18 protein-coding genes and 1 pseudogene are annotated in these 23,357 nt (G+C 59.6%); 11 read left to right on the top strand and 8 right to left on the bottom strand.

Annotated features, from left to right (window positions below; all coding sequences use genetic code 11):
* Positions 1-6 precede the first annotated feature (6 nt).
* From LJ360_RS12320 to hpxZ, 6 genes are all read right to left on the bottom strand, one after another.
* On the bottom strand, positions 7-1,266 hold the full coding sequence (locus LJ360_RS12320; protein WP_264994112.1) for an FAD-dependent oxidoreductase: 1,260 nt from the start codon (positions 1,264-1,266) through the stop codon (positions 7-9).
* Positions 1,266-2,033, bottom strand: coding sequence for an ABC transporter permease (locus tag LJ360_RS12315; protein ID WP_091848481.1), 768 nt, complete (start codon positions 2,031-2,033; stop codon positions 1,266-1,268). The genes LJ360_RS12320 and LJ360_RS12315 overlap by 1 nt, the downstream gene beginning before the upstream one ends.
* Entirely contained in the window at positions 2,030-2,890 is an 861-nt protein-coding gene (locus LJ360_RS12310) for an ABC transporter ATP-binding protein (RefSeq protein ID WP_218144748.1), read from the bottom strand. The genes LJ360_RS12315 and LJ360_RS12310 overlap by 4 nt, the downstream gene beginning before the upstream one ends.
* A 4-nt stretch (positions 2,891-2,894) precedes the next feature.
* On the bottom strand, positions 2,895-3,899 hold the full coding sequence (locus LJ360_RS12305; protein WP_091848480.1) for an ABC transporter substrate-binding protein: 1,005 nt from the start codon (positions 3,897-3,899) through the stop codon (positions 2,895-2,897).
* Between the two features lie 4 nt (positions 3,900-3,903).
* Positions 3,904-4,389, bottom strand: a complete 486-nt coding sequence (locus tag LJ360_RS12300; protein ID WP_091848479.1) for a glyoxalase — start codon at positions 4,387-4,389, stop codon at positions 3,904-3,906.
* A 288-nt stretch (positions 4,390-4,677) separates the two neighbouring features.
* The gene (gene hpxZ, locus LJ360_RS12295; RefSeq protein WP_091848478.1) at positions 4,678-5,055 is read right to left on the bottom strand and encodes an oxalurate catabolism protein HpxZ; all 378 of its coding nucleotides are present in this window, start codon (positions 5,053-5,055) and stop codon (positions 4,678-4,680) included.
* A 338-nt stretch (positions 5,056-5,393) separates the two neighbouring features.
* Here hpxZ and tig point away from each other — a divergent pair, with 338 nt between their 5' ends.
* The 9 genes and pseudogenes from tig to LJ360_RS12250 all read left to right on the top strand — a co-directional run bounded on the left by tig (position 5,394) and on the right by LJ360_RS12250 (position 17,171).
* Positions 5,394-6,701: a trigger factor gene (tig, locus tag LJ360_RS12290; RefSeq protein ID WP_264994111.1), complete on the top strand. Its 1,308-nt coding sequence runs from the start codon at positions 5,394-5,396 to the stop codon at positions 6,699-6,701.
* Positions 6,702-6,813: 112 nt separating this feature from the next.
* Positions 6,814-7,449, top strand: a complete 636-nt coding sequence (clpP, locus tag LJ360_RS12285; protein ID WP_091848476.1) for an ATP-dependent Clp endopeptidase proteolytic subunit ClpP — start codon at positions 6,814-6,816, stop codon at positions 7,447-7,449.
* Between the two features lie 113 nt (positions 7,450-7,562).
* On the top strand, positions 7,563-8,846 hold the full coding sequence (clpX, locus tag LJ360_RS12280; protein WP_264994110.1) for an ATP-dependent Clp protease ATP-binding subunit ClpX: 1,284 nt from the start codon (positions 7,563-7,565) through the stop codon (positions 8,844-8,846).
* Positions 8,847-9,044: 198 nt separating this feature from the next.
* Complete coding sequence (lon, locus tag LJ360_RS12275; protein ID WP_264994109.1) at positions 9,045-11,459, top strand: endopeptidase La; 2,415 nt, start codon at positions 9,045-9,047, stop codon at positions 11,457-11,459.
* A 237-nt stretch (positions 11,460-11,696) separates the two neighbouring features.
* Positions 11,697-11,969, top strand: a complete 273-nt coding sequence (locus LJ360_RS12270; protein ID WP_091848473.1) for an HU family DNA-binding protein — start codon at positions 11,697-11,699, stop codon at positions 11,967-11,969.
* Between the two features lie 231 nt (positions 11,970-12,200).
* Positions 12,201-14,048: a SurA N-terminal domain-containing protein gene (locus LJ360_RS12265; protein ID WP_264994108.1), complete on the top strand. Its 1,848-nt coding sequence runs from the start codon at positions 12,201-12,203 to the stop codon at positions 14,046-14,048.
* Between the two features lie 254 nt (positions 14,049-14,302).
* Positions 14,303-15,781 (top strand): glucose-6-phosphate dehydrogenase, encoded by a 1,479-nt coding sequence (zwf, locus tag LJ360_RS12260; protein ID WP_264994107.1) that lies wholly within the window; start codon positions 14,303-14,305, stop codon positions 15,779-15,781.
* The gene (pgl, locus tag LJ360_RS12255; RefSeq protein ID WP_264994106.1) at positions 15,768-16,487 is read left to right on the top strand and encodes a 6-phosphogluconolactonase; all 720 of its coding nucleotides are present in this window, start codon (positions 15,768-15,770) and stop codon (positions 16,485-16,487) included. Before zwf ends, pgl begins: the two co-directional genes overlap by 14 nt.
* Positions 16,488-16,515: 28 nt before the next feature.
* Positions 16,516-17,171, top strand: a pseudogene (locus LJ360_RS12250) (bifunctional 4-hydroxy-2-oxoglutarate aldolase/2-dehydro-3-deoxy-phosphogluconate aldolase).
* A gap of 11 nt (positions 17,172-17,182) precedes the next feature.
* Here the strand turns inward: LJ360_RS12250 and pyk are convergent.
* Positions 17,183-18,640, bottom strand: a complete 1,458-nt coding sequence (pyk, locus tag LJ360_RS12245; RefSeq protein ID WP_091848468.1) for a pyruvate kinase — start codon at positions 18,638-18,640, stop codon at positions 17,183-17,185.
* A gap of 94 nt (positions 18,641-18,734) precedes the next feature.
* On the opposite strand from pyk, the gene edd reads away from it, so the two are divergent.
* Together edd and glpK are read left to right on the top strand one after the other, a co-directional pair.
* Positions 18,735-20,558 carry a phosphogluconate dehydratase gene (gene edd / locus LJ360_RS12240; protein WP_264994105.1) on the top strand — a complete coding sequence of 608 codons (1,824 nt, stop codon included), beginning with the start codon at positions 18,735-18,737 and terminating at the stop codon, positions 20,556-20,558.
* 43 nt (positions 20,559-20,601) lie between these two features.
* The gene (gene glpK / locus LJ360_RS12235; RefSeq protein ID WP_264994104.1) at positions 20,602-22,083 is read left to right on the top strand and encodes a glycerol kinase GlpK; all 1,482 of its coding nucleotides are present in this window, start codon (positions 20,602-20,604) and stop codon (positions 22,081-22,083) included.
* A gap of 22 nt (positions 22,084-22,105) precedes the next feature.
* On the opposite strand, the gene LJ360_RS12230 is transcribed toward glpK, so the two are convergent.
* Positions 22,106-23,356, bottom strand: coding sequence for an ABC transporter substrate-binding protein (locus LJ360_RS12230; protein WP_091848465.1), 1,251 nt, complete (start codon positions 23,354-23,356; stop codon positions 22,106-22,108).
* Position 23,357: the final 1 nt, after the last annotated feature.

Genomic DNA, 23,357 nt, shown 5'->3' with positions numbered 1-23,357 from the left:
CGCTGCTCAGCTGGCCTTCCGTTGCTCGCCACCGGATTCCGGCGCCTGCCCCGGGGTCGTTGCCCGGAACAGCTCACTGAGCTGGCCCAGAAATTCTGACTGCGTTTTCTTGCGGGTCATAGCCACGGTGTCGGATCCCGGCAACATGGTGTCTGACGCGTCCCGGGACAGGTCCATGATGAACTGCGCCCGGGCCATGCGTGCTTCACCGATACGAGCGGTCAGCGCCGCTACCGACACCGGCCCTGCCCTGACCGCATCCCGTATCATGGCGGCCGCGACGCAGGCGTCTTCAATGGCACTGGTGGCGCCCTGACCGAGGGTTGGCACCATGGCGTGGGCGGCGTCCCCCAGTAACAGTACCCGGCCCCGCTGGTCGGTAAACGCCGGTTCGATCTCGGCCACCCGGGCCCAGTGAATGTCATCCACATACCGGCAGATGTTGTCGATCAGGAAGCGGGCCTGGTCGCTGGCCGTGCCCTGCTGCGGTGTGTACAGGGCCCGCAGGTGCTCAGCACTGCGGGCATCATCGTCGATACTGGCGCCGGGGGTGATCGGGAAGGAGCCGGCAATGTAGATGGCATTGCCCGGCACCCGGAAGGCCAGCAAACGGTAGGGACCGTTAAACCACTGCTCATAGTCATCAATCAGACCGTTGGCGGTGTCCGGCACCAGGACCCGATAGATCACCACCCCCAGGGGCCTTGGCCCTGGTTTGCCGAGAAAGGTTTCCCGCACGGCGGAGTAGCGGCCATCGCCGGCAATCAACAGGTCCACCTCATGGTCTTCGTGGCGGGTGCTGCCATCGGTGGCGGACCAGCTCACCCGCAACGGCGAGTCGCTGGCGTCGGAGGCATAGGCCATGTCGGTGACCTGGGTGTTGAAGTGAATCTGTTCCCGGGCGTGGCTGCGCAGTTGCTGATACAGGTCGGCCCAGCGGATGCGGATGCCGTCGTTGTCCGCCACCTCCGTCAGGGTGAGATTCATCAGCTCGGTGCCATCCGTGAGGGAGGTGCGCCAGCTCTGCCAGGGCAGACTGATGCCCGGCGCCCGCAGTTTCGCACACAGGGCCGGGTCCGCCTGGTGCAGCAGTTTCAGGGCGTTGGGGCCGATATTCAGGCCGGTGCCGGCATTGGAATGATCCTCGGGATCAACCCGCTCGAGGGTGGTCACCCGCACACCGGGCTCATTCTTGAGCAGGCCGGCGACAATAGCACCGGCGACCCCGGCACCACTGATGACAATATTCAGGGGCTTGCCAGACATTATTTACCTCCCCAGTGGACAATGCGTTTCTCGATCATCACCGAGCTCCAGTTAAGGCCGTAACCCAGGGCGCCGGCGGCGAAAATGGCGGCGTACATTTCCGGCATCCGGAACAGCATCTGGGCCTCCACCAGACGGTGGCCGAGGCCTTCGGTGGAGCCGATGAACATTTCCGCCACGATCACGATGACCAGGGCCAGGGAAATACCGTTACGCAGGCCGATGAAGGTTTGTGGCAGGGATTCCCAGAACATCACGTCCCGCAGGGTCTGCAGCTTGTTGGCGCCCATCACTTTAGCCGCCAGCAGGCGAGTCTGACGGGCGTTCATCACGCCATAGGCGACGTTGAACAGGATCACCAGTCCGGCGCCGAAGGCGGTCACCAGAATCTTGGAAAGGTCGCCGGTGCCAAACAGCACCAGAAACAACGGGAACAGCGCCGAGGCCGGGGTCGAGCGGAAGAAATCAATGATGAACTCCACCGATCGGTACAGGGGTACGGACGACCCCAGGAAAATACCCAGCGGAATGGCAATAACAGCTGCCAGGAGAAAAGACACGGTGGTCAGCCTGACGGTAGCCACGAAATCGTGCCACAGGCTGCCATCGGTCATGCCGGACCAGAGGCTGAACATTGTCGCCTGGGGCGATGGCAGCAGCACCGGGTCAGCCACTTTGATCTTCCACACCAGCCACCATACGGCCAGCAGGCCCAGCACGCCCCACAGGGGTTTGGCGGACTGGATAGAGCGTTCAATTGCGTTCATCGGACACTGGCCTCTTTCAGGAAGATTTCCAGGCAATGCTTCTGTACCCGCACGAACTCCGGGTCAGACACAGTGGTGGCGGTACGGGGCCGGTCGGCCTCAAAGGCCACCATGTCGGCAATCCGTGTCGGTTTGCGGGTCAGCAGCAGAATGTGGTCCGCCAGCCAGACGGCGTCTTCGAGGTTGTGGGACACCATCATCATGGTGGTGCCCCGTTCCTGGAAGATCTTCTGCAGGCGATCCCGCATCAGCAGGGTCATTTCGTAGTCCAGTGCCGAGAAGGGTTCATCCAGAAACAGCACCTCCGGATCCACCACCAGCGCCCGCATGATGCAGATGGTCTGCATCTGGCCGCCGGAAAGCTGATAGGGGTAGGCGTTGAAGTCGATGGGCACGTCAAAGCTCTCGATCAGCGCGTCGACCCGGCGTTTGCGCTCGGCAGCCGGCACCCCCATGAGTTTCAGGGGGTAGTGGATGTTGTCGATGGCCCGCATCCACGGAAACAGCGCTTCCCGGTAATTCTGGAACACATAGCTGATGTGGGTCTCGCTCAGGGACTTGCCATCGAACAGGATTTCGCCGCCATCGTAAGGTATCAGCCCGGAGATCATGTTGATCAGGGTGCTTTTTCCGCATCCATTGGGGCCGAACACCGAGGTGATCTTGCCCCGCGGAATGTTCAGGTCGAAACCTTCGTAGATGGTGGTGTCCCCGAAGGCCTTGTCGAGGCCGCGGATGGTGATGTGAGTATTGGGTGGAAACCAGCGCAGGCGCTCTTCCAGCTCCGGGTTGCGGCCGCGACTGTCCTCTGGCGGCGGGGCCATCGGCGGTTCGGGTTTGGCAAGCTTCAGGGCCATGGTGTCAGTTCTCCAGGTCTTTCAGGAAGGTGCTGGCAGCGACGTTCTGGCGCATCAGGCCCAGTTCAGTGCCCCAGTCGAGGAAGGTCTGGAAGTCCGCAAGATCCTGATCGTCCAGGTCCTTGATCATGGTGAATTTCGGCAGCGGCACGGTGGCGGCAATGTCATCCGGGGTAAAGGTGTTGCCTTTCAGGGACTCGCGGGCGCCCGGGTCATTGGCGATGTCGTCTACCGCCTTGCTCCAGGCCAGGGCAAAGCGTCGGGCAACATCCGGATTGGCGTCGATAAAGGCCTGATTGAGAGCAGCACCGGCGGCCCAGGCCTGGGCACCCTCACGCTGGATCACCCGGTTGGCGATGATGCCGGACTCAATAGCCACCAGGTTGCCGCGGCCCAGCATGACCGTGGCATTGGGTTCCAGCGTCATGCCCAGATCAAAGGTGCCCGCCAGCATGGCTTCGACGTGCAGGTTCATGGCCAGCTCGTTGAGGATGTAGTCCTGGCCTTCGGTCAGCCCGACGGCCGACAGACCCGCCCGGGCCACCGCCATATTGGCCGGCCCCGGTGCCGACATGACCCTCAGCGGACGCTTGTCCACATTGACGAGTTCTTCCAGGGTTTCGATGCCGAGCCGGCCATGGGCGACGTACTGCTCCATCGGGTACTCGGTGTTCTGGCCATTGATGGCAATGTAGGTGGCAACGCCGGCACGCAGCAGGTTGCCGTTCATGCCTTCCAGGGTGACCAGGTTGGCAGCCGCGTCGATCTGGCCCGAAATAAGAGCGCTGAGCAGAGCCGGGCCACCCATCAGACGGACCTCCTCGGTTTCAATGCCCTGTTCGGCAAAGTAGCCCCGGTCCTTGGCAACGTAATAGGGCAAGGATGATGCGACCGGGAAGGAGCCGACCCGGACCAGATCGGCGGCAGCGGCCATGCCGGCCGTCATCAGGCTGATACAGACAGTGGTTGCGAGTGCTGCGCGCTGCAGCGGGGGGAAGCGTTTGATCATGGGGTTAACTCCCGAGGTGACGGTAGAGGTCTGGGTTGAAAAAACAGGTTCCGGCGCGGTAGCACCGGTGTTCACTCATTTCTGGTGGCGGCCCTTCCTCCGTCCGGCCGTCGAAAGTCAGTTCCAGCTGCACTCCGCTGGGGTCGTAGATGAACAGTTGCCAGAGATCCGTGCCCGGCACGAGAAACTCCCGCCAGTCGAGGCCTGCGGTTGCGAAGGCGTCACGAAAGCGGTGATAGCCGGTGGCGTTCAGGGAAACGTGGTCAATGGCCGCCGTACCGGTGGCGACAATGCCGTCTGGTCCCAGCGCCGGACCTCCGGCGTAGACATGAATGATGGCTTCACCACCGGGGGTGGCGAGCCAGGCGCCGGGATAGCCGAAATCCGGACGTGTGACCGTGTGCAGGCCGATGAACGCCTCATAGAAGGCCACGGTGGCGGCCAGGTTCGACGTCTTGATGGCGATGTGGAATAGCCCGGTAATCTGCATGCCCGACAGACTCCTGTTGCAGGTAACTTGGATTGCATACAATAAGCACAAGTAATGCCAGGTATAATTTAATGCATAGAAACAGATAGATACTGTCATTATGTCCGTGAATACGGTCGGGCAGTGTTTGGAATGGAGTGGTTATGCACGGAGTTCGTGCAGGTCTGTCCTAAAACGATGCAGGCTCAGGCCGCCATCCATCACAGGATGGTGATGCTGACGACCTGATGAGATGAGGTGTGTACAGGGTTCAGTTCCGGGTTGGTTCCGGTGCCGACAGGGGATGGCTCAGGCGTCCATGAACGAGACGTGGGCGGCCACCACCCGCCAGCCCTCTGGCTGACGGGTCCAGACCTGGCTCTGGCGGCCGACCCGGTTCACGCCGGGCCGCAGGAATTCGGTCCAGACCGTCGCCAGGTCCGTGCCGTGGGTGGTGATGACGGTGTTGCGCAAAGTGCGCTCCAGCCCCTTCGAGGGCCGGGATTTACGGAATTCAGCAATCTGGTCGTAGCCGTAGAGGTTTTCACCGGCGCCGTAGCGGACCACTCGGGGGTCGTTCCAGAACAGGCCGTCGAGTACCTCGACGTCATTCTCGATCAGGGCTTTTTCATACTGCTCGAACACAGCAGTGACTTCCGCGACAACGTCGGGCAGGTTGATCTCCATAAGGTGCTCCGTGTAGATGGGGTATTAATTGCTTAGCTTAAGCAATTATGAGGCCATAAGCAGGGATGGGTGGCTAGCGTATGGGTGTGGGAGGTGGGGTGGGTTGGCTCCTGCACCTACTAATGCGGAAGTTCCTGACGCATTCTGCGATGCTGCGCCGGTTGATATGCGAATCCTAGGCCCTCTCCCGTATTCCGGTCACAAAATCGCTTTCCTGCCATTCGATGCCCGATTTCCTGCGTTCCAGGTGATTCTCTCCATTGTTTGTTCCGTGATAGACTACGCCTTTTAACCAAACCCAAATCCACTTAACTGATTCGGTAATTTGAGGAACTTCCATGCAAGTGTCTGTTGAAACGACGTCAAACATCGAACGTCGGATGACGATTGGTGTGCCCGCCCAGGAAATTGACAAGGCGGTTGAAAAGCGTCTTCAGGAAACCGCGCGCACCGTCCGTATGAATGGCTTCCGTCCCGGCAAGGTGCCCTACAAGGTAGTCAAGCGTCGTTTCGGTGACAGCGTTCGCCAGGAAGTGGTTGGCGAAGTCATGCGTGACAGTTACGTCAAGGCACTGGAAGAGAGTGATGTGTCCCCGGCGGGCTGGCCCCGTTTCGAGCCGAAGACGATGGAAGAGGGCAAGGACCTGGAGTTCGTTGCCATTTTCGAGGTTCTGCCGGAAATCGAACTCGGTGACCTGAGCAAGATCGAGGTCGAGAAGATGGTCGCCGAGGTGACCGACAAGGATATCGACAAGATGATCGATAACCTGCGTCGTCAGCAGGCCACCATGAAGGAAGTCAAGCGCAAGTCCAAGAACAAGGACACCGTAACCATTGACTTCAAGGGTTACATTGATGGTGAAGCCTTTGAGGGCGGCGAAGCCCAGGACCATCGCCTGGAGCTGGGTTCTGGCCAGATGATCCCCGGTTTCGAGAAAGGCATTGTTGGCGCCAAGACCGGTGAAGACATCGAGGTCGAGGTGACCTTCCCCGAGGACTACCATAACGAGGACCTCAAGGGTAAGCCGGCGAAGTTCGAAATCAGCGTCAAGAAAGTCGAAGAAGCCCAGCTGCCTGAATTGAACGAGGAGTTCTTCCAGCGTTTCGGTATCGAGGCTGACTCCGAGGAAGCCTTCCGCGAGGAAGTGAAGAAGAACATGGAGCGGGAACTCAAACAGGCCATGTCTGCCAAAGTGAAGAATGACGTGGTTGATGGCCTGCTGGAAACGACCGAGGTAGAGGTTCCGCAGGCGCTGATTGACCAGGAAATTGATCGTCTTCGCAATGACGCCGTACAACGTTTTGGCGGACAGATGGATCCGCAGCAGCTGCCGAAGGAAATCTTCCAGGACCAGGCATCTCGCCGTGTCAAAACCGGCCTGCTGTTCCAGGAAATCGTCAAGGCTAACGACCTGAAGGCTGATGATGAGAAGGTTGACGAGAAGATCCGCGAGATCGCCTCTACCTACGAGCAGCCAGAAGAAGTGGTTACCCACTTCAACAGCAATCCGGAGCAGAAGGCTCAGATCGAGTCTGTTGTACTGGAAGATGCGGTGGTTGACTTTGTCCTTGATCAGGCCAAAGTTAAGGAAAATAAAGCCAAGTACGACGACGTCATCCAGGCGGCCCAGCAACAGCGGGGCTAAGTGCCAGGCACTTGCCCCGGGCTGAGCGCCCGGAGGAGAAACAGCCGGTCCGCCCGGCTGTTTCTTTGTTCAGAACCATTCAGTCCGAATCCGATAAGGAGTGCAGGCACACATGTCCCAGAAACCTTTTGATGGTTCCTCCATGGACGCCAACGCGGCATTGATTCCGATGGTCATCGAGCAGACTTCTCGTGGTGAGCGGTCTTTCGATATTTACTCACGGCTCCTGAAGGAGCGGGTGATCTTCATGGTCGGTCCGGTAGAGGACCACATGGCCAACCTGATTGTCGCGCAGATGCTGTTCCTGGAGTCCGAAAACCCGGACAAGGACATTCACCTGTACATCAACAGCCCTGGTGGCTCCGTAACGGCTGGTATGTCCATCTATGACACCATGCAGTTTATCAAGCCCGACGTTGCGACACTGTGCGTTGGACAGGCTGCCAGTATGGGCGCATTCCTCCTTGCAGGCGGTGCCGCCGGCAAGCGGGCGTGCCTGCCCAATTCCAGGGTGATGATTCACCAGCCTCTGGGCGGTTACCAGGGACAGGCCACGGATATCGAGATCCATACAAAGGAGATTCTCAAAATCCGTGACACCCTGAACCGTATTCTGTCGGAACATACCGGACAGGACCTGGAGACGATCGCCAGGGATACCGACCGGGATAACTTCATGGATCCGCACCAGGCGAAGGAGTACGGGCTTATCGATACCGTACTTGATAAGCGCGTCCCGAATAAATAATACTGACGGTAGTCGAATCGGTGTGTGGCCGCGTACTCTTATAAGGTTCCAAGGCGGTAACGGTGCATACCAGGCCACACATTGGCACCGAAAACCAGACCAGAGGTAATTCAATGGCAGATGACAGAAACGGCAGGGGCGACGATAACGGCAAGTTGCTGTACTGCTCGTTTTGCGGAAAAAGCCAGCATGAAGTCCGTAAGCTCATAGCAGGGCCGTCGGTATTCATCTGCGACGAGTGTGTCGACCTGTGTAACGACATTATCCGGGAGGAAATCCAGGAAAGTGCACAGGAAGAGGCCAGTGACCGCCTGCCGACACCTTCGGAAATCCGCAACACCCTCAATGAATATGTGATTGGCCAGGACCGTGCCAAGGTGGTGCTGTCGGTGGCTGTCTACAATCACTACAAGCGTCTGCGCTATGGCGAAGGCAAGGGTGATGTGGAACTCGGCAAGAGCAACATTCTGCTGATCGGTCCTACCGGTAGTGGTAAAACGCTTCTGGCAGAGACCCTGGCACGTATGCTCAATGTGCCATTCACCATCGCCGATGCCACCACGCTGACCGAAGCCGGGTATGTAGGCGAAGACGTCGAGAATATCATCCAGAAGCTGCTGCAGAAGTGTGATTATGACGTCGACAAGGCCCAGCGGGGTATTGTCTACATCGACGAGATTGACAAGATTTCCCGCAAGTCCGACAACCCGTCCATTACCCGGGATGTGTCCGGTGAGGGTGTACAGCAGGCACTGCTGAAGCTGATCGAAGGAACGGTTGCCTCGGTACCGCCCCAGGGCGGTCGGAAGCATCCCCAGCAGGAATTCCTGCAAGTGGATACCGGCAACATGCTGTTCATTTGTGGTGGTGCCTTCGCCGGGCTGGACAAGGTTATCCGGGAGCGTACCGAAAAGAACAGCATCGGGTTCTCGGCGTCTGTCGCCAGTCAGGACGATACCAGGAATACCGGCGATATCATTCGTAATGTCGAGACCGAAGACCTGGTCAAGTATGGCCTGATTCCGGAGTTTGTCGGTCGCTTGCCGGTGGTTGCCACCCTGACGGAACTGGACGAAGAAGCCCTGGTGCAGATCCTGACGGAGCCCAAGAACGCCCTCACCAAGCAGTACCAGAAGCTGTTTGACATGGAGGGGGTTGAGCTGGATTTCCGGGACGATGCCCTGCGTGCAGTGGCCCGCAAGGCCATGGAGCGCAAGACCGGGGCTCGTGGGCTGCGGTCCATCATGGAGGCGACGCTACTGGACACCATGTATCAGATCCCTTCAGAACCTGGCGTGACCAAGGTGGTGATTGATGAAAGCGTGATCAACGGCGATTCCGAACCGTTCAAGATCTACGCAAGCAGTGATCACGCCAAGGCGGTTCCGGAAGACTGAAGTCAAAGGTACAGGGATCTTCCCGTGCACGAAGAAAGGGCGGCAACGCCCTTTTTTTGTGCCCGCCGCTCGCCGTTTTCGACTATTGCCTCATGGATGGATTTCTATGGGGCAAAGCCCTTGTAAAAACATTGCAATCCCGCGAATAACCCCAATGTTCGGTGGTATGCTGAAAGAAATGTCGTCAGAGGATTCCTTATGACCCCGACACCTGAAACCCGTACCGAATACCCTATGCTTCCCCTTCGGGACGTGGTTGTTTTCCCCCACATGGTGGTTCCGCTGTTTGTGGGGCGTGAAAAGTCTATCCAGGCCCTGGAAGCGGCCATGGAGGGTAGCAAGGAAATCCTGCTGGTTTCGCAGCGGGATGCAGGCACCGATGATCCTGGCCCGTCGGACGTCTTTGATGTCGGTACCCTGGCTACTGTCCTGCAGATGTTGCGTCTGCCGGACGGTACGGTGAAGGTGCTGGTTGAAGGCAACGCGCGCGCCAGCCTCGATGCCGTGGCTGAAGGTGAATACCTGACCGCTACGGCCAGTGTGCTCGAGACCGATTCCCTGCCAGAGCGGGAAGAGGATGTGCTGGTACGGACCCTCAGTGAAGAGTTCGAGAAGTACGTCAAAATGTCCCGCAAGGTGCCGTCGGAAGTGTCCAGCGCATTGCAGGGCATTGATGAACTGGAGCGCCTGGCGGATACCATGGCTGCGCACCTTGAGCTGAAAGTGCCTGAAAAGCAGGAGTTGCTGGAAGCGCTGGATATACGCAATCGCGTTGAATTGCTGCTGGGCCGGCTGGACAGCGAGATCGACCTGATCGAAGTGGAAAAACGCATCCGTGGTCGCGTCAAGAAGCAGATGGAGAAGAGCCAGCGGGAGTACTACCTCAACGAACAGATGAAGGCCATCCAGAAAGAGATGGGCTCCCTGGGAGAGGGTGGCGGTGACTTCGACGAACTTGAACAGAAGATCGAGGAAGCCGGCCTGCCGGAAGAGGCCCGCAAGAAAGTCGATGCCGAACTCAACAAGCTCAAGATGATGTCCCCGATGTCGGCGGAAGCCACCGTGGTGCGGGGTTATATCGACTGGATGCTCTCCATTCCCTGGAAGAAGCGAAGCCGGGTTCGCCACGATATCGAAAAGGCTCGCGAGATCCTGGACGAGGATCATTACGGTCTGGACGAGGTCAAGACCCGTATCCTGGAATACCTGGCAGTCCAGAGCCGTGTTAAGAAGGTAAAGGGTCCGGTACTTTGCCTGGTTGGCCCCCCCGGTGTGGGCAAGACCTCCCTGGGTCAGTCCATTGCGCGGGCGACCAATCGCAAGTACACCCGCATGGCCCTGGGTGGCGTACGTGATGAGGCTGAAATCCGCGGCCACCGCAAGACCTATATCGGTGCGTTGCCGGGCAAGTTGCTTCAGAAGCTGTCAAAAGTGGGGGTAAAGAACCCGCTGTTCCTGTTCGACGAGATCGACAAGATGGGCATGGATCATCGTGGTGATCCCGCCTCGGCATTGCTGGAGGTGCTTGACCCGGAACAGAACCACACCTTCAACGATCATTACCTGGAAGTGGACTACGACCTGTCTGATGTCATGTTCGTGTGTACTTCCAACTCCATGAATATCCCGCCGGCGCTCCTGGACCGGATGGAAATCATCCGTATCCCAGGTTACACCGAGGATGAGAAGGTCAACATAGCCCTGAAATATCTGCTGCCAAAACAGCTCAAGGCCAACGGCCTGAAAAAGGATGAGCTGTTGGTGCCGGAACAGACCCTGCGGGACCTGATCCGCTACTACACCCGGGAGGCTGGTGTACGGGGCCTTGAGCGAGAGTTGGCAAAGATCTGCCGGAAGGTGGTACGTGAGCATGTGCAGAAGGGTGAGAAGACCGCCCTCGAGCTGACCCCGGAAAAGCTCGAAGACTATTCTGGTGTCCGCAAGTTCAAGTATGGCCTGGCTGAAGAGAAGAACCAGGTTGGCTCGGTGACTGGCCTTGCCTGGACGTCGGTTGGTGGCGAATTGCTGACCATCGAAACCGCCGTCACCCCAGGTAAGGGACGTGTGGTCAAGACCGGCTCACTTGGAGATGTGATGCAGGAGTCCATTCAGGCGGCCCTGACGGTGGTCCGGAGCAGGGCACCGGGGCTTGGGATTCGTGACGATTTTCACGAAAAGCAGGATCTTCACGTTCACGTTCCGGAAGGTGCGACCCCGAAGGACGGGCCCAGTGCTGGCATTGGTATGTGTACTGCGCTGGTTTCCTCGCTCACCGGTATTCCGGTCAGGGCGGACGTTGCGATGACCGGTGAAATTACCTTGCGCGGCCGGGTCCTGGCCATTGGTGGGCTCAAGGAAAAGCTGCTGGCGGCTCATCGTGGTGGTATCAAGACCGTCATCATTCCTGATGAAAATGTCCGTGATCTCAAGGAGATACCGGATAATATCAAGGAGTCCCTGGAGATCCGTCCGGTGAAGTGGATTGATGAGGTACTCGATATCGCACTGGAGTACACCCCCGAGCCACTGACCGAGACCGCCGCCACCCAGGGCCAGGCAAGTGGTGCCCGGGATGACGAAGGTGATGCCGGAGAGCGAATCAACACACATTAAAAGCTGAGTGCTTTGTTGACATGCCGGAGAGCCCGTTGGTATAACTGTTTCGCCGTGAAGCAGCCAATACCAAGGGCTCCCGCGCAATCAAGACCTATTCCGTGGACCGGTTAACAACCGCAGGGAATAAAAAAAGCGAAGAATGGAATTCTCCGACCGCTTATGCGATAGTCGGAAACGTCCGAGAAAAATAAACAGACCGAGAACTTCTCCAACCTGAAATCGAAGGGGTTTAGTGTGAACAAGTCCGAACTTATCGATGCAATTGCAGAGTCTGCCGATATCTCCAAGGCCGCCGCTGGCCGTGCCCTGGATGCGATGACCAACTCCATCACCGGCGCTCTCCAGAAAGGCGATCAGGTCACTCTGATCGGCTTTGGTACTTTCTCTGTCAAGGAGCGCGCCGCACGTACTGGCCGCAACCCGCAGACTGGTGCCGAGATCAAGATCCCGGCCTCCAAGGTGCCCGGGTTCAAGGCAGGTAAGGCTCTGAAGGACGCCGTCAAGTAACGGACTCCTTCGGCAGGCGGTGCCGGGATCGAGTCACCTGTGCCGCCCTGCCCGAATTCAAGGCGCATTCCATTCCGGGTGCGCCTTTTTACGTTCAGTCAGTGTCCAAAGTTCCGGCCCCCTTGTTCCGGACCACCTTGCTGACTGTTTCCAGAGCAACGCTGAACGAGGCCTGACGCTGAACCTGGTGCCATCTGGACGGTACAGAGGGTCGAGCGATCCGGGAGGAACATGCTTCAAGATATTCGGGACAATGCCCAGGGCACCATCGCCAAGATAATCATCGCTGTATTGATCGTTTCCCTGTCAATCTGGGGTATGGACGCCATTGTCGGCGGTTTCCGCGGTGAACCGGAAGTCGCCACCGTCAACGGCGAGGATATTACCGAGCGTGAATACCTGCGGATGGTACAGATTGCCAGCCAGCAACGCCTCAGTGAGATGGAAAACCCGGATCCCACCCTGCTGGACGAAGACCGGATCCGCCAGGAAGTGCTGGAAAGCATGATCCAGGCAGAGGTGCTGGCCCAGGACGCTGGTAACCAGGGCCTGGAACTCACTGACCAGGGGGTCGACCAACTGATTGTCAGCATGCCCCAGTTCCAGGTAAACGGTGAATTCAACCAGCAGAGCTTTACCTCCTTTGTTCGTAACCTGGGAATGGGCGTTGGCGAGTTCCGGGAGTTGCTCAAGCGGGATTATGTCAGCAACCAGATTCGTACCGCGGTGATCCGTGGCGGTATTGCTCCGTCAGAAGCCGCCCGCCAGGTCCTGGCGATTCAGAGCCAGACCCGGGAGTTCAGCACACGGAGGCTTGAGGCGGCATCCGTTGCCGACCAGGTGGACATTTCCGACGCCGACATTGAGCAGTGGTATAACGAGAACCAGCAGCGGTTCACCCGTCCTGAATCGGTGGACGTAGCCTATATCGAGCTGTCACTGGAAGATGTAGCCAGGGAGGTTGACGTGCCTGAAGACGAGGTTCGTCAGCGCTATGATGAGCTGGTTGCCGAGCAAAGCTATGAGGAGCGTCGTTCCGCTCACATACTGATTGAGGATGGTGATAACGCCGCTGAACGTGTTGAGGCCGTACGGCAGCGCCTGGATGAAGGGGAAGAGTTCGCCGACCTGGCCCGGGAGTTTTCCGATGATCCACTGTCAGCGGAGCAGGGTGGTGACCTTGGTTACCTGAGAGAGGGCGACCTTGGTGGTGCCTATGATGAAGCCATGCTGTCGCTGGAAGAGGGCGAAGTGGCCGGTCCGGTGGAAACAGAGTATGGCATCCACTTCATCAAGCTGCTCGATATCCGTACCTCTGAGCCCGCCAGCTTTGACGAAATGGCGCCGGAAATTCGCAATCAGCTGGCCCGGGCCCGCGCCGGTGATGAGTTTGCCCGCCAGCGGACAGAGCTGGCCGACATGGCGTTTTCAGCTGACACCCTGGAGCAGCCGGCAGAGCAGTTTGGCCTTGAGGTAAAAACACGCTCCGGTGTCACCCGGGAGGGTAACGAGGCGCCGTTCAACCACGCCGGCCTGGTGCGTCAGCTCTTTTCCGGCGATGTACTGGAAGACGGGTTTAATACTGAGCTGATCGATGTGGACCAGGCGACCGCGGTTGTGGCACGGGTTACCGAGCATCATCCGGAAGCGCCGCAGCCGCTAGAGGAAGTGACCGGCGAGGTGCGTGATCGTCTGGAGCGTGAGCGTACGCTGGCACTGCTGCAGGAACAGGCTGATCAGTTGCTCGAGCAGCTCCGTAGTGGTGAGGTCAGTCCGGAAGGCGACGACTGGACAGTCTATGAGGGTGTGGCACGCAATCAGTCTGCGGTGCCTGCGCCGGTACAAGCGGTCGCGTTCTCGCTGCCCTCTCCGGACGAAGCTGGTTTCAGCTTTGGTACCGCTGAAGCGGGCTCTGACCTGTTCGTTATTGCCCTGTCCGGGGTGGCCGACGGCGAGGTGGACGCCGACAGCGAAGAAGTGCGCAACATGGCGCAGTTCCTGGCGCAGTTGAATGGGCAGCAGGAATATAACGCCTATGCCCGGACACTTCGTGACCAGGCCGAGATTGAACGTCCCTGATCGCTCCGTTACCTGAAACGGTGATCAACAAGGTCTGCCCCGGGTTTCCCGCGGCAGACTTTTTTGGGCAGAGTCTGGCTGCCCGGCCTCACTGGTGTCTCGTCTGGCTGATTCCTTAATCCAGTGCTTGCCTCTGAGGTCTCTGCCCCCTCGGAAACATTTCCGGGACACCACTGGCAATCCCCCTGGGGTATTGTCATGCTTTTTGTATGATTCTGTTAAAACCCGGTATCTGACCACCTGGAGGCACCAAAATGGGGAGTGGAGGACAAGCCTGTGACCTGGTCATGTTCGGAGCCATGGGTGACCTGGCCCTGAAAAAGCTGTTTCCTGCGCTGTACCAGTTGCATCGGGCGGAGCTGTTGTCAGACGACAGCCGGATCCTGGCGTTGGCGAGGCGTGACTATGAACCGGACGAGGCCCGTCGCCATATCCGCGAGAGCCTGGCCGGACAACTGCACGAAAGCAGCCTGGAGCCGGAGGTACTTGACGGGTTTCTTGCACGGGTAAGCTATCTGAAGCTGGACTTTACTGATGCACCGGCTTACCCGGAGCTGGGAGACTGGCACCGGCAGGGTCCTGGTACGAATACACTGGTGTTCTACTATGCCACGCCCCCCGGGCTTTACGGCAGGATCACCGCGAACCTTTTCAGTGCGGGTATCTGTGACGACCACACGCGGGTCGTGGTGGAAAAGCCCATCGGTCATGACCTCGCTTCCTCCCGGGAGCTTAATGACCAGTTGGCGAGGGCTTTCCTGGAGGAGAACATCTACCGGATCGACCACTACCTGGGCAAGGAAACGGTGCAGAACCTGATCGCCCTGCGTTTCGCCAACAACCTGTTTGCCTCGCAATGGGATCAGAACCATATTTCCCACGTGGAAATCACCGTTGCGGAAAGCGTGGGGGTAGAAGGGCGCTGGTCTTATTTCAACAGTGCAGGACAGCTGAGGGACATGGTGCAGAGCCATTTGCTGCAGTTACTGTGCCTGCTGGCGATGGACCCGCCCTCGGACCTGTCACCCGACAGTATCCGTGATGAAAAGGTGAAAGTTCTCAAGGCGCTCTCACCCCTGACGCCGGAGCGGATAAGCAGCCACCTGGTGCGGGGGCAGTACACCGCCGGAACGGCCGAAGGCATCCCGGTACCGGGCTACCTGGAAGAGGAGGATGCCGAGGGTCCCAGTCACACTGAAACGTTCATCGCCCTCAAGGTGGAAATCGAGAACTGGCGCTGGGCTGGGGTGCCATTCTATATCCGAACCGGCAAGAGGCTGCCCGAAAAGCGTTCAGAGGTAATTGTTCACTTCAAGCCGGCGCCCCATTACATTTTTGACCCGGACCAGAAACACCTGGCCAACAACAAGCTGATCATCCGCCTGCAGCCGGATGAGGGTATGGCCCTGCAAATACTCACCAAGGATCAGGGGCTGAGTCGTGGCATGCGGCTGCGCCAGGGGCCCCTGGAACTGACCTTTGCGGAGGCGTTTGCGACCGACAGGATTCCCGATGCCTATGAGAGGCTGTTATTGGAAGTCATGAAAGGCAATCAGTACCTGTTCGTCCGCCGTGATGAGGTGGAGTTTGCCTGGCGTTGGGTGGACCAGCTGCTTGCCAATTGCGAGGAATGCGGTGCCCACCCCAAACGTTACGCCGCTGGCACCTGGGGACCGGTAGCGTCTATCGCCATGATCACGCGGGACAATCGGAGCTGGTATGAAGACGCCTGAAGTGATCCCGGGGACGGGAGTTGCCCTGTACCGGGGTGAGGACTCCCGAACACTCGCCGAAGCGCTGACAGTAAGGGTTGTCGATCAGTTACGCCAGGCTCTGACTCAACACGGCGAGGCATTATTGGTGGTTTCCGGTGGCAGGACGCCAGAGGCATTCTTGCGTCGATTGTCGGCTGCCGACCTGGACTGGGCGAGGGTCCACGTGGTGCCGACGGATGAACGCTGGGTGGCGAAGGATGACCCGGCACGCAACAGCCGCATGATCCGGCAGTTTTTGCTGCAGCACAGGGCTGCAGAGGCACAGCTTCACGAGTTAGTGTCTGACGGGCAAGCTGATCCCGTGGCTGCCGCTACTGAGGCCAGCACCCGGCTGAGGGAGCTACCCTGGCCGGCCGCAGTTGTGGTTCTCGGGATGGGTGAGGACGGCCACACAGCCTCCCTGTTCCCTGGTGCCCCCGAACTGCAACAAGGCCTGGCAAAGGATGCGCCCCTGGTGATCGCCATGACACCATCATCGAAGGATACCAGGCGGCTCTCACTCAGCGCGAGCGCCCTCTCGGGGGCAAATGCAACCCTGTTGTTGCTTCAGGGTGAAGGTAAACGAAAGGCACTGGAGCTGGCCCTCGCCCAGCCGCAGGCGTTAAGTGAAAGGCCCATACGGGTGTTTTTCCAACAACCGCTGGAGGTTTTCTGGTGCCCCTGAGGGGGTCGGAAGCAGGAGAAATGCGCTCATGACAGAGTTATCGCACGAACAGAAACAGCGAATTGAAGCGGTTCTCGCGGCGGGTCCCATCATTCCGGTAATTTCCCTGCATCGGGAGGAGGATGCGGCGCCGCTGGCCGATGCGCTGCTTGAGGCGGGCATCCGTGTGCTGGAAATTACCCTGCGAACCCCCGCGGCCCTGCCAGCCATCGAATTGCTGAGCAAGCGGCTACCCGGTGATGTATTTATAGGTGCGGGAACCGTGACCGACCCGGCCGCTTATCGTCGGGCAGAGAGTGCCGGAGCCGGGTTTGTGGTCAGCCCCGGCATAACTCCACGGCTCCTGGATTACGGCCTGACGGCGAACGCGCCCTTGCTGCCGGGCGTGGCAACGGTTTCCGAGCTGATGCTGGGTTATGAGCTGGGTTACCGTTCGTTCAAGTTTTTCCGGCAGCCGTGTCCGGCGGGGTGAAGGCCCTTCAGGCCTTCGCAGGGCCCTTTCCGGATGTGACTTTCTGTCCGACGGGAGGCATACGCCAGAATACAGCCAGCGAATATCTGTCACTGGATAATGTCATGACGGTGGGTGGGACCTGGCTGACCCCGGAGTCCAGGGTCCGCACGGGGGACTGGGCTGGTATTGGCGAGCTGGCAAGGGAGAGCCTCGCCAGCTGCAAGGGTTAGGCAGACGTCGCTTAACGGATGTCGTCACCAACCCGCAGGATTTTCATGGTGTTGGTTCCGCCCTGCGCATTGACATAGTCGCCCTTGGTCACCACCACCAGGTCACCGGGGTTGACGATGCCCCGGTCCTGCAGCTGTTTGACCGCCAGGGCGTTGGTCTGGTCCGGCGAAACCTCTGCCGAGTCAAAGGGAACCGTCTGCACACCACGGTACAGTGCCACCTTGTGCTGGGTGGAGAAGTGTCGGGAAAAGGCAAAGATGGGCAGTCCGGACTTGATGCGGGACATTAGCAGGGGCGTGGCACCTGTTTCGGTGAGGCAGATAATGGCGGTAACCCCCTGCAGGTGGTTGGCGGCGTACATGGCTGACAGGGCAATGGCTTCATCCACCCTTTCCATTTCCTCGTGCATGCGGTGGCCTGACTGATGCATGGAAGGGTGACGTTCGGCACCCTTGCAGATGCGATCCATGGCTTCTACTGCCTGCACCGGATAATCGCCCACGGCGGTCTCGGCGGACAACATGACGGCATCGGTATAGTCCATCACCGCATTGGCCACGTCGGAGACTTCCGCCCGGGTTGGCATGGGGTTGTCGATCATGGACTCCATCATCTGGGTGGCGGTGATAACGACCCGGTTCAGGGCACGGGCACGACCAATGATGTGTTTCTGGACGGCGACCAGCTCGGCATCACCGATTTCCACAGCCAGGTCACCCCGGGCGACCATAACGGCGTCAGAGGCCAGGATTACCGAGTCCAGCGCTTCGGTGTCGTGGGCCAGTTCGGCTCGTTCGATCTTGGCCACCAGGGCAGCCTGGGAGCCAGCGTCCCTCAGCAAGTGGCGGGCGGTGTGCATGTCGTCGGCGGTGCGGACGAAGGAGACGGCCACATAGTCTGCTGCCAGCCGGGCCGCGGTTACAATGTCTTCCCGGTCCTTGCTGGTCAGGGCATCGGCGGACAGGCCGCCACCGCGTTTGTTCAGGCCCTTGTTATTGGACAGGGGGCCGCCGATCAGCACTGTGGAGGTGATGCTGTGGTCGTCTACCCCGGTGACTTCCATCTCGATCCGTCCATCGTCAAGTACCAGGATATCGCCGGGTACCACGTCGCGGATGAGCTGCTCGTAGTCGATGCCAACGGCCTGGTCATCGCCGGCTTCCTTGTCCATCGCGGCGTCCAGTACGAAGGTCTGGCCTGCCCTCAGGGTCACCTTGTTGTCTCGGAAGCGGGCAATGCGCAGCTTTGGCCCCTGCAGGTCCGCGAGTATCGCCACAAAACGGCCTGCCCGGGCGGAAGCTTCCCGTACCTGTCGCGCCCGCTCGCCATGCTCTTGGGCGCTGCCATGGGAGAAGTTGAGGCGGGTGACATCCACCCCAGCGCGGATAATGCGCTCAAGGGCCTCGGGTGCATCAGTGGCGGGGCCGAGGGTGGCGACAATCTTGGTGCGCCGCAGCTGCTCTGGCATGGTGTTGGGGTTCCTTGTATGGCGACAGTACGTATGGGTAACTCAGTAGTCATGGTACTGTCAGAGTGTAACAGAATGGTGAAGGAGCGCTTCGATGCACCCCACGGTTACCCGGGTTACTGAACGGATTATCCGGCGCAGTCGCGACAGCCGGCAAGACTACCTTCGGCGGATGGACGCCCTGGGCCGTCAGTCGCCCCACCGCGCTGCACTCTCATGTGGCAACCTGGCCCATGGTTTTGCCGCCTGCCAGCCTGGCGACAAGCAGACACTGAAGCTGATGAACCAGGCCAATGTGGCCATGGTGTCGGCATACAATGACATGCTTTCTGCCCACCAGCCCTACGCCACTTTTCCCGATGTGATTCGCCAGGCCGCCCATGGCATGGGTTCGGTGGCCCAGTTCGCTGGTGGTACGCCGGCAATGTGTGATGGCGTCACCCAGGGCCAGCCAGGAATGGAGCTCAGCCTGGTGTCAAGGGATGTGATCGCCATGAGTACGGCTGTCGCCCTGAGCCACAATATGTTTGATGCCGCCCTGCTGCTGGGGATCTGTGACAAGATCGTACCCGGTCTGCTGATCGGTGCGCTCAGCTTTGGTTATCTGCCCATAGTACTGGTGCCGGCCGGTCCGATGCCTTCGGGACTGCCGAACAAGGAAAAACAACGTATCCGCCAGTTGTACGCCGAGGGGAGGGTGGGCCGTGAGGAGTTACTGGAGGCAGAAAGCCAGTCGTACCACAGTCCCGGGACCTGTACCTTCTACGGCACAGCCAACAGCAACCAGTTGCTGGTTGAGGTGATGGGCCTGCACCTGCCTGGCGCGGCTTTCGTGAATCCTGGCACGCCGCTTCGGGAGGCACTGACCCGGGCTGCAACAGAGCAGGTCATAAGGCTTTCGCGGCCCAATGGCGGTGACCAGGGGCTTGCCCACATGGTTTCTGAAAAAAGCATTGTCAACGCACTGGTCGCCCTTCTGGCCACCGGGGGGTCCACCAACCATACCCTGCATTGGGTGGCTATTGCCCGGGCCGCGGGCGTCCATATTGACTGGGATGACTATTCCGAGCTGTCCCGGGCCACGCCGCTACTGACTCGCATTTACCCGAATGGCGACGCCGATGTAAACCACTTCCACCAGGCCGGGGGAACACCGCTGCTGATACGCGAGCTGCTCGATGCAGGCTTACTCCATGAGGATGTGGACACGGTCGTAGGCAAGGGCTTGAGTGCTTACACGCAGTCACCGGTGCTCGAAAACGGGGAGCTGCGGTGGCGGCCGGCGGCAACGGCAAGTGCGGATTCCAGCGTCCTGCGACCGGTATCTGCGGCCTTTGCAGCTGAAGGCGGGCTTACGGTCGTTGAGGGTAACCTGGGCCGGGGCATTATCAAGACCTCAGCGGTGGCGCCGGAACACCAGGTAGTGGAGGCGCCTGCCCGGGTATTCGATGATCAGTCTCAGTTGGCAGAGGCGTTCGAACGTGGTGAGCTGAACTCGGACTTCGTGGCGGTGGTGCGCTGGCAGGGACCGGTGGCCAACGGCATGCCGGAACTGCACAAGCTGACCCCATACCTGGGCAGCCTGCAGGACCATGGCTACCGGGTAGCACTGGTCACCGATGGGCGCATGTCCGGCGCCAGCGGAAAGGTGCCTGCAGCCATCCACGTATACCCGGAAGCGGCCCGGGGCGGCCCCCTGTCCCGTGTACGTGATGGTGATATGATTCGGGTGGACGCCACCCGGGGGCAGCTTTCCATCGCCCTGAGCGAGGATGAACTGGCCTCCCGTGAGCCGGCGGTCCCGGATCTCTCCGGCAATCAGTCCGGGCTGGGCCGAGAGCTGTTCAGCTGGTTCCGCCAAGGGGCATCGGAGGCGGAAAAGGGCGCCACCCTGTTTTTCCGGGACCACAATGACTGACGACCGAAAGCGGACACAACAATAAGAAGGAGCATGACCACCCATGACACAGTACCTGCTGGCCATTGACCAGGGCACCACGAGTTCCCGGGCCATCCTGTTCACCCGGGAAGGCCGGATCCATGCCGTGGAACAACAGGAATTTGACCAGATCTACCCCGACAGTGGCTGGGTGGAACATGACCCGGAGGCTATCTGGGACACGGTGGTTGCCACCTGCCAGGCGGTGCTGGACCACAGTGGTGTTACCGCTGACCAGATCCTGGGGGTGGGTATTACCAATCAGCGGGAAACGACCATTCTGTGGGACCGGGAAACCGGCAAGCCGGTGCACAATGCCATTGTCTGGCAGGACCGCCGTACCGCCGGCCTGTGCCAGCAGCTGAAGGAGGACGGCCACGAGCCGCTGGTGACCGAGCGTACGGGCCTGCTGATTGACCCTTATTTCTCTGCCACCAAGATCCGCTGGGTGCTGGATAATGTAACAGGTGCACGGGAGCGGGCCGAGCGAGGCGAACTTGCGTTCGGCACCGTGGACACCTTCCTGCTCTGGCGCCTCACCGGCGGCCGATCGTTTTTGACGGATGCCACCAATGCCTCCCGCACTATGTTGTTCAATATCCATGAACAGTGCTGGGACCCGGACTTGCTGAAGTTGTTCGACATTCCCGGGTCGCTGTTACCGGAAGTCCGCGATTGTGCCTCTGACTTTGGCACCATCGCCGATCATCTGCCCGCCGGTGGTGTGACGATCGGCGGTATTGCCGGGGACCAGCAGGCGGCCCTGTTTGGCCAGACCTGTTTTGCCGAGGGTACCGCGAAGAGCACCTATGGCACCGGCTGCTTCCTGATTCTCAACACTGGCGACCGTGCGCTGAAATCGTCCAACCGGTTGCTTACAACGGTAGGGTATCGGCTGAATGGAAAGACCACCTACGCCCTGGAAGGCAGCATCTTCATTGCCGGGGCGGCCATCCAGTGGCTGCGGGATGGCCTCAGCCTGATCCGCATGGCCGATGAGTGTGAAATGCTGGCGGAACAGACTCCGGTGGACCATGGCGTCTACCTGGTTCCCGCGTTCACTGGCCTGGGAGCGCCCCACTGGGACCCCAAGGCGAGGGGGGCAATGTTCGGCCTGACCCGGGATACCGGTATCAAGGAGATCGTCACCGCCGGGCTGCAGTCCGTGTGCTATCAGACCAAGGACCTGCAGAAGGCCATGGAAGACGATGGTGTCCGCCCGGTGGCGCTTCGGGTCGACGGCGGCATGGTGGTGAATAACTGGGTACTGCAGTTCCTGGCAGATATTCTCGGGGCCACGGTCGACAGGCCAGAGGTGATCGAGACCACCGCCCTGGGTGCCGCGTTTCTTGCGGGCCTGCAAGCCGGGGTGTACAGGGACCTGGACGACATCGAAAAGCTTTGGCGGTGCGAGCGACGTTTCGAGCCGACCATGTCAAAGGATGACCGGGACCGGCTGTACGCCGGCTGGCTGGAAGCGGTCCGGCGCCTGCAGCAAACCTGAGGCTATACAGGCGCCAGAGCCGTTATTGCAGTGTCAGTGGGGCACCGGCTTTGCGCCGGGCCTCCTGCCATTGCTCCAATGTTCGGGCAGCTTCTTCCCCGGGAACCGTGTCCAGGATCTCGTAGAATGCGCTGTAGTACTTGTCTTCAAGCACTTCCGCCCTCGGCTTCATACGCACCACGTAGACCGACTGCACGTTCTGGTGATCAAAAGCCCGCCACTCCTGTTCGTCTTTCAGCAGCGAATAGCGATGGCCCTCAAGCGCTTTGATCACGTCGGCGGTATTGGTGGTGCCGGCCCGTTCCACCGCGTCCTTGTACTGGTAGACAATGCTGTATGCCGAGGCCGCCGCCGAAGACGGCCGCATGTTGTAGGCATCCGAGAAGGCCTCGACGAACTCGATCCCCCGGTCATAGCCTTTCTCATAGGGCAGGTTCCAGAACCATGGGGCAGCACCGATAATGCCCTCCATCAGCGAGGGGCCCAGTTGCAGGGCCGTGCCCAGGCTGGTATTAGGCCAGACAATCTGCATTTTCTCCTTCAGGTCCATGTCATGGGCTATGTTCACTGCGCGAACCATGTCGCCCCCACCGAGAATCAGCACCAGCACGTCGGCATTACTTGCTTCCGCGGCCTCCAACGCGGCCTGGAAGTCCTGGGTACGGGCGTTAGGGAAGGGGGTCCGGGTAACCGGGTGGCGCTCGGTATCGTCAGTTCCGGACTGGGTGCGCATGGATTCCTCCACCGAATAGCCCCAGGAGTAATCGGCGGTAATGTAGAAGTACTTTTTGTCGCTGTAGTGCTCGGCCAGGTACTGTCCGATGGCGCTGGCCGTCATCCAGGCGTTATACGATTCGCGGAACATGTGGGTGTGGCCGGCGCTGCCGGTGGTGGCATTGGCGTATGTTAGGGTACCGAAGTAAATGCGGTCCCGTTCTTTCGCGGCCTTGCCGGAAGCAATTGCTACCGCGGATGAAACACCGCCGAAAATCATCTGGACATCGTGCTCGTCAATCATTTCCTGAACGTTGGCGACACCGCGTTTCGGGTTGAGCCGGGTGTTACGAATCACCATTTCAACGGGGCGTCCCAGGATGCCCCCTGACGCATTAATCTCCTCGACGGCCAGGAAAGCCCCCAGACGCTGTTGCAGGCCGAGGTACTCGTAGCGGCCGGACTGGGGATAGTTGAGCCCGATTTTCAGGGCCTCCTGGGCCACGCAGGACAGGCTTGTCAGCAGCAGAGCAAAGGCCAGGGCAAGGCGGCGTATCATG

This window comes from Marinobacter sp. AN1 (assembly GCF_026013985.1).
Classification (GTDB): Bacteria; Pseudomonadota; Gammaproteobacteria; order Pseudomonadales; family Oleiphilaceae; genus Marinobacter; species Marinobacter segnicrescens.
This window is presented reverse-complemented; position numbering and strand designations above follow the sequence as displayed.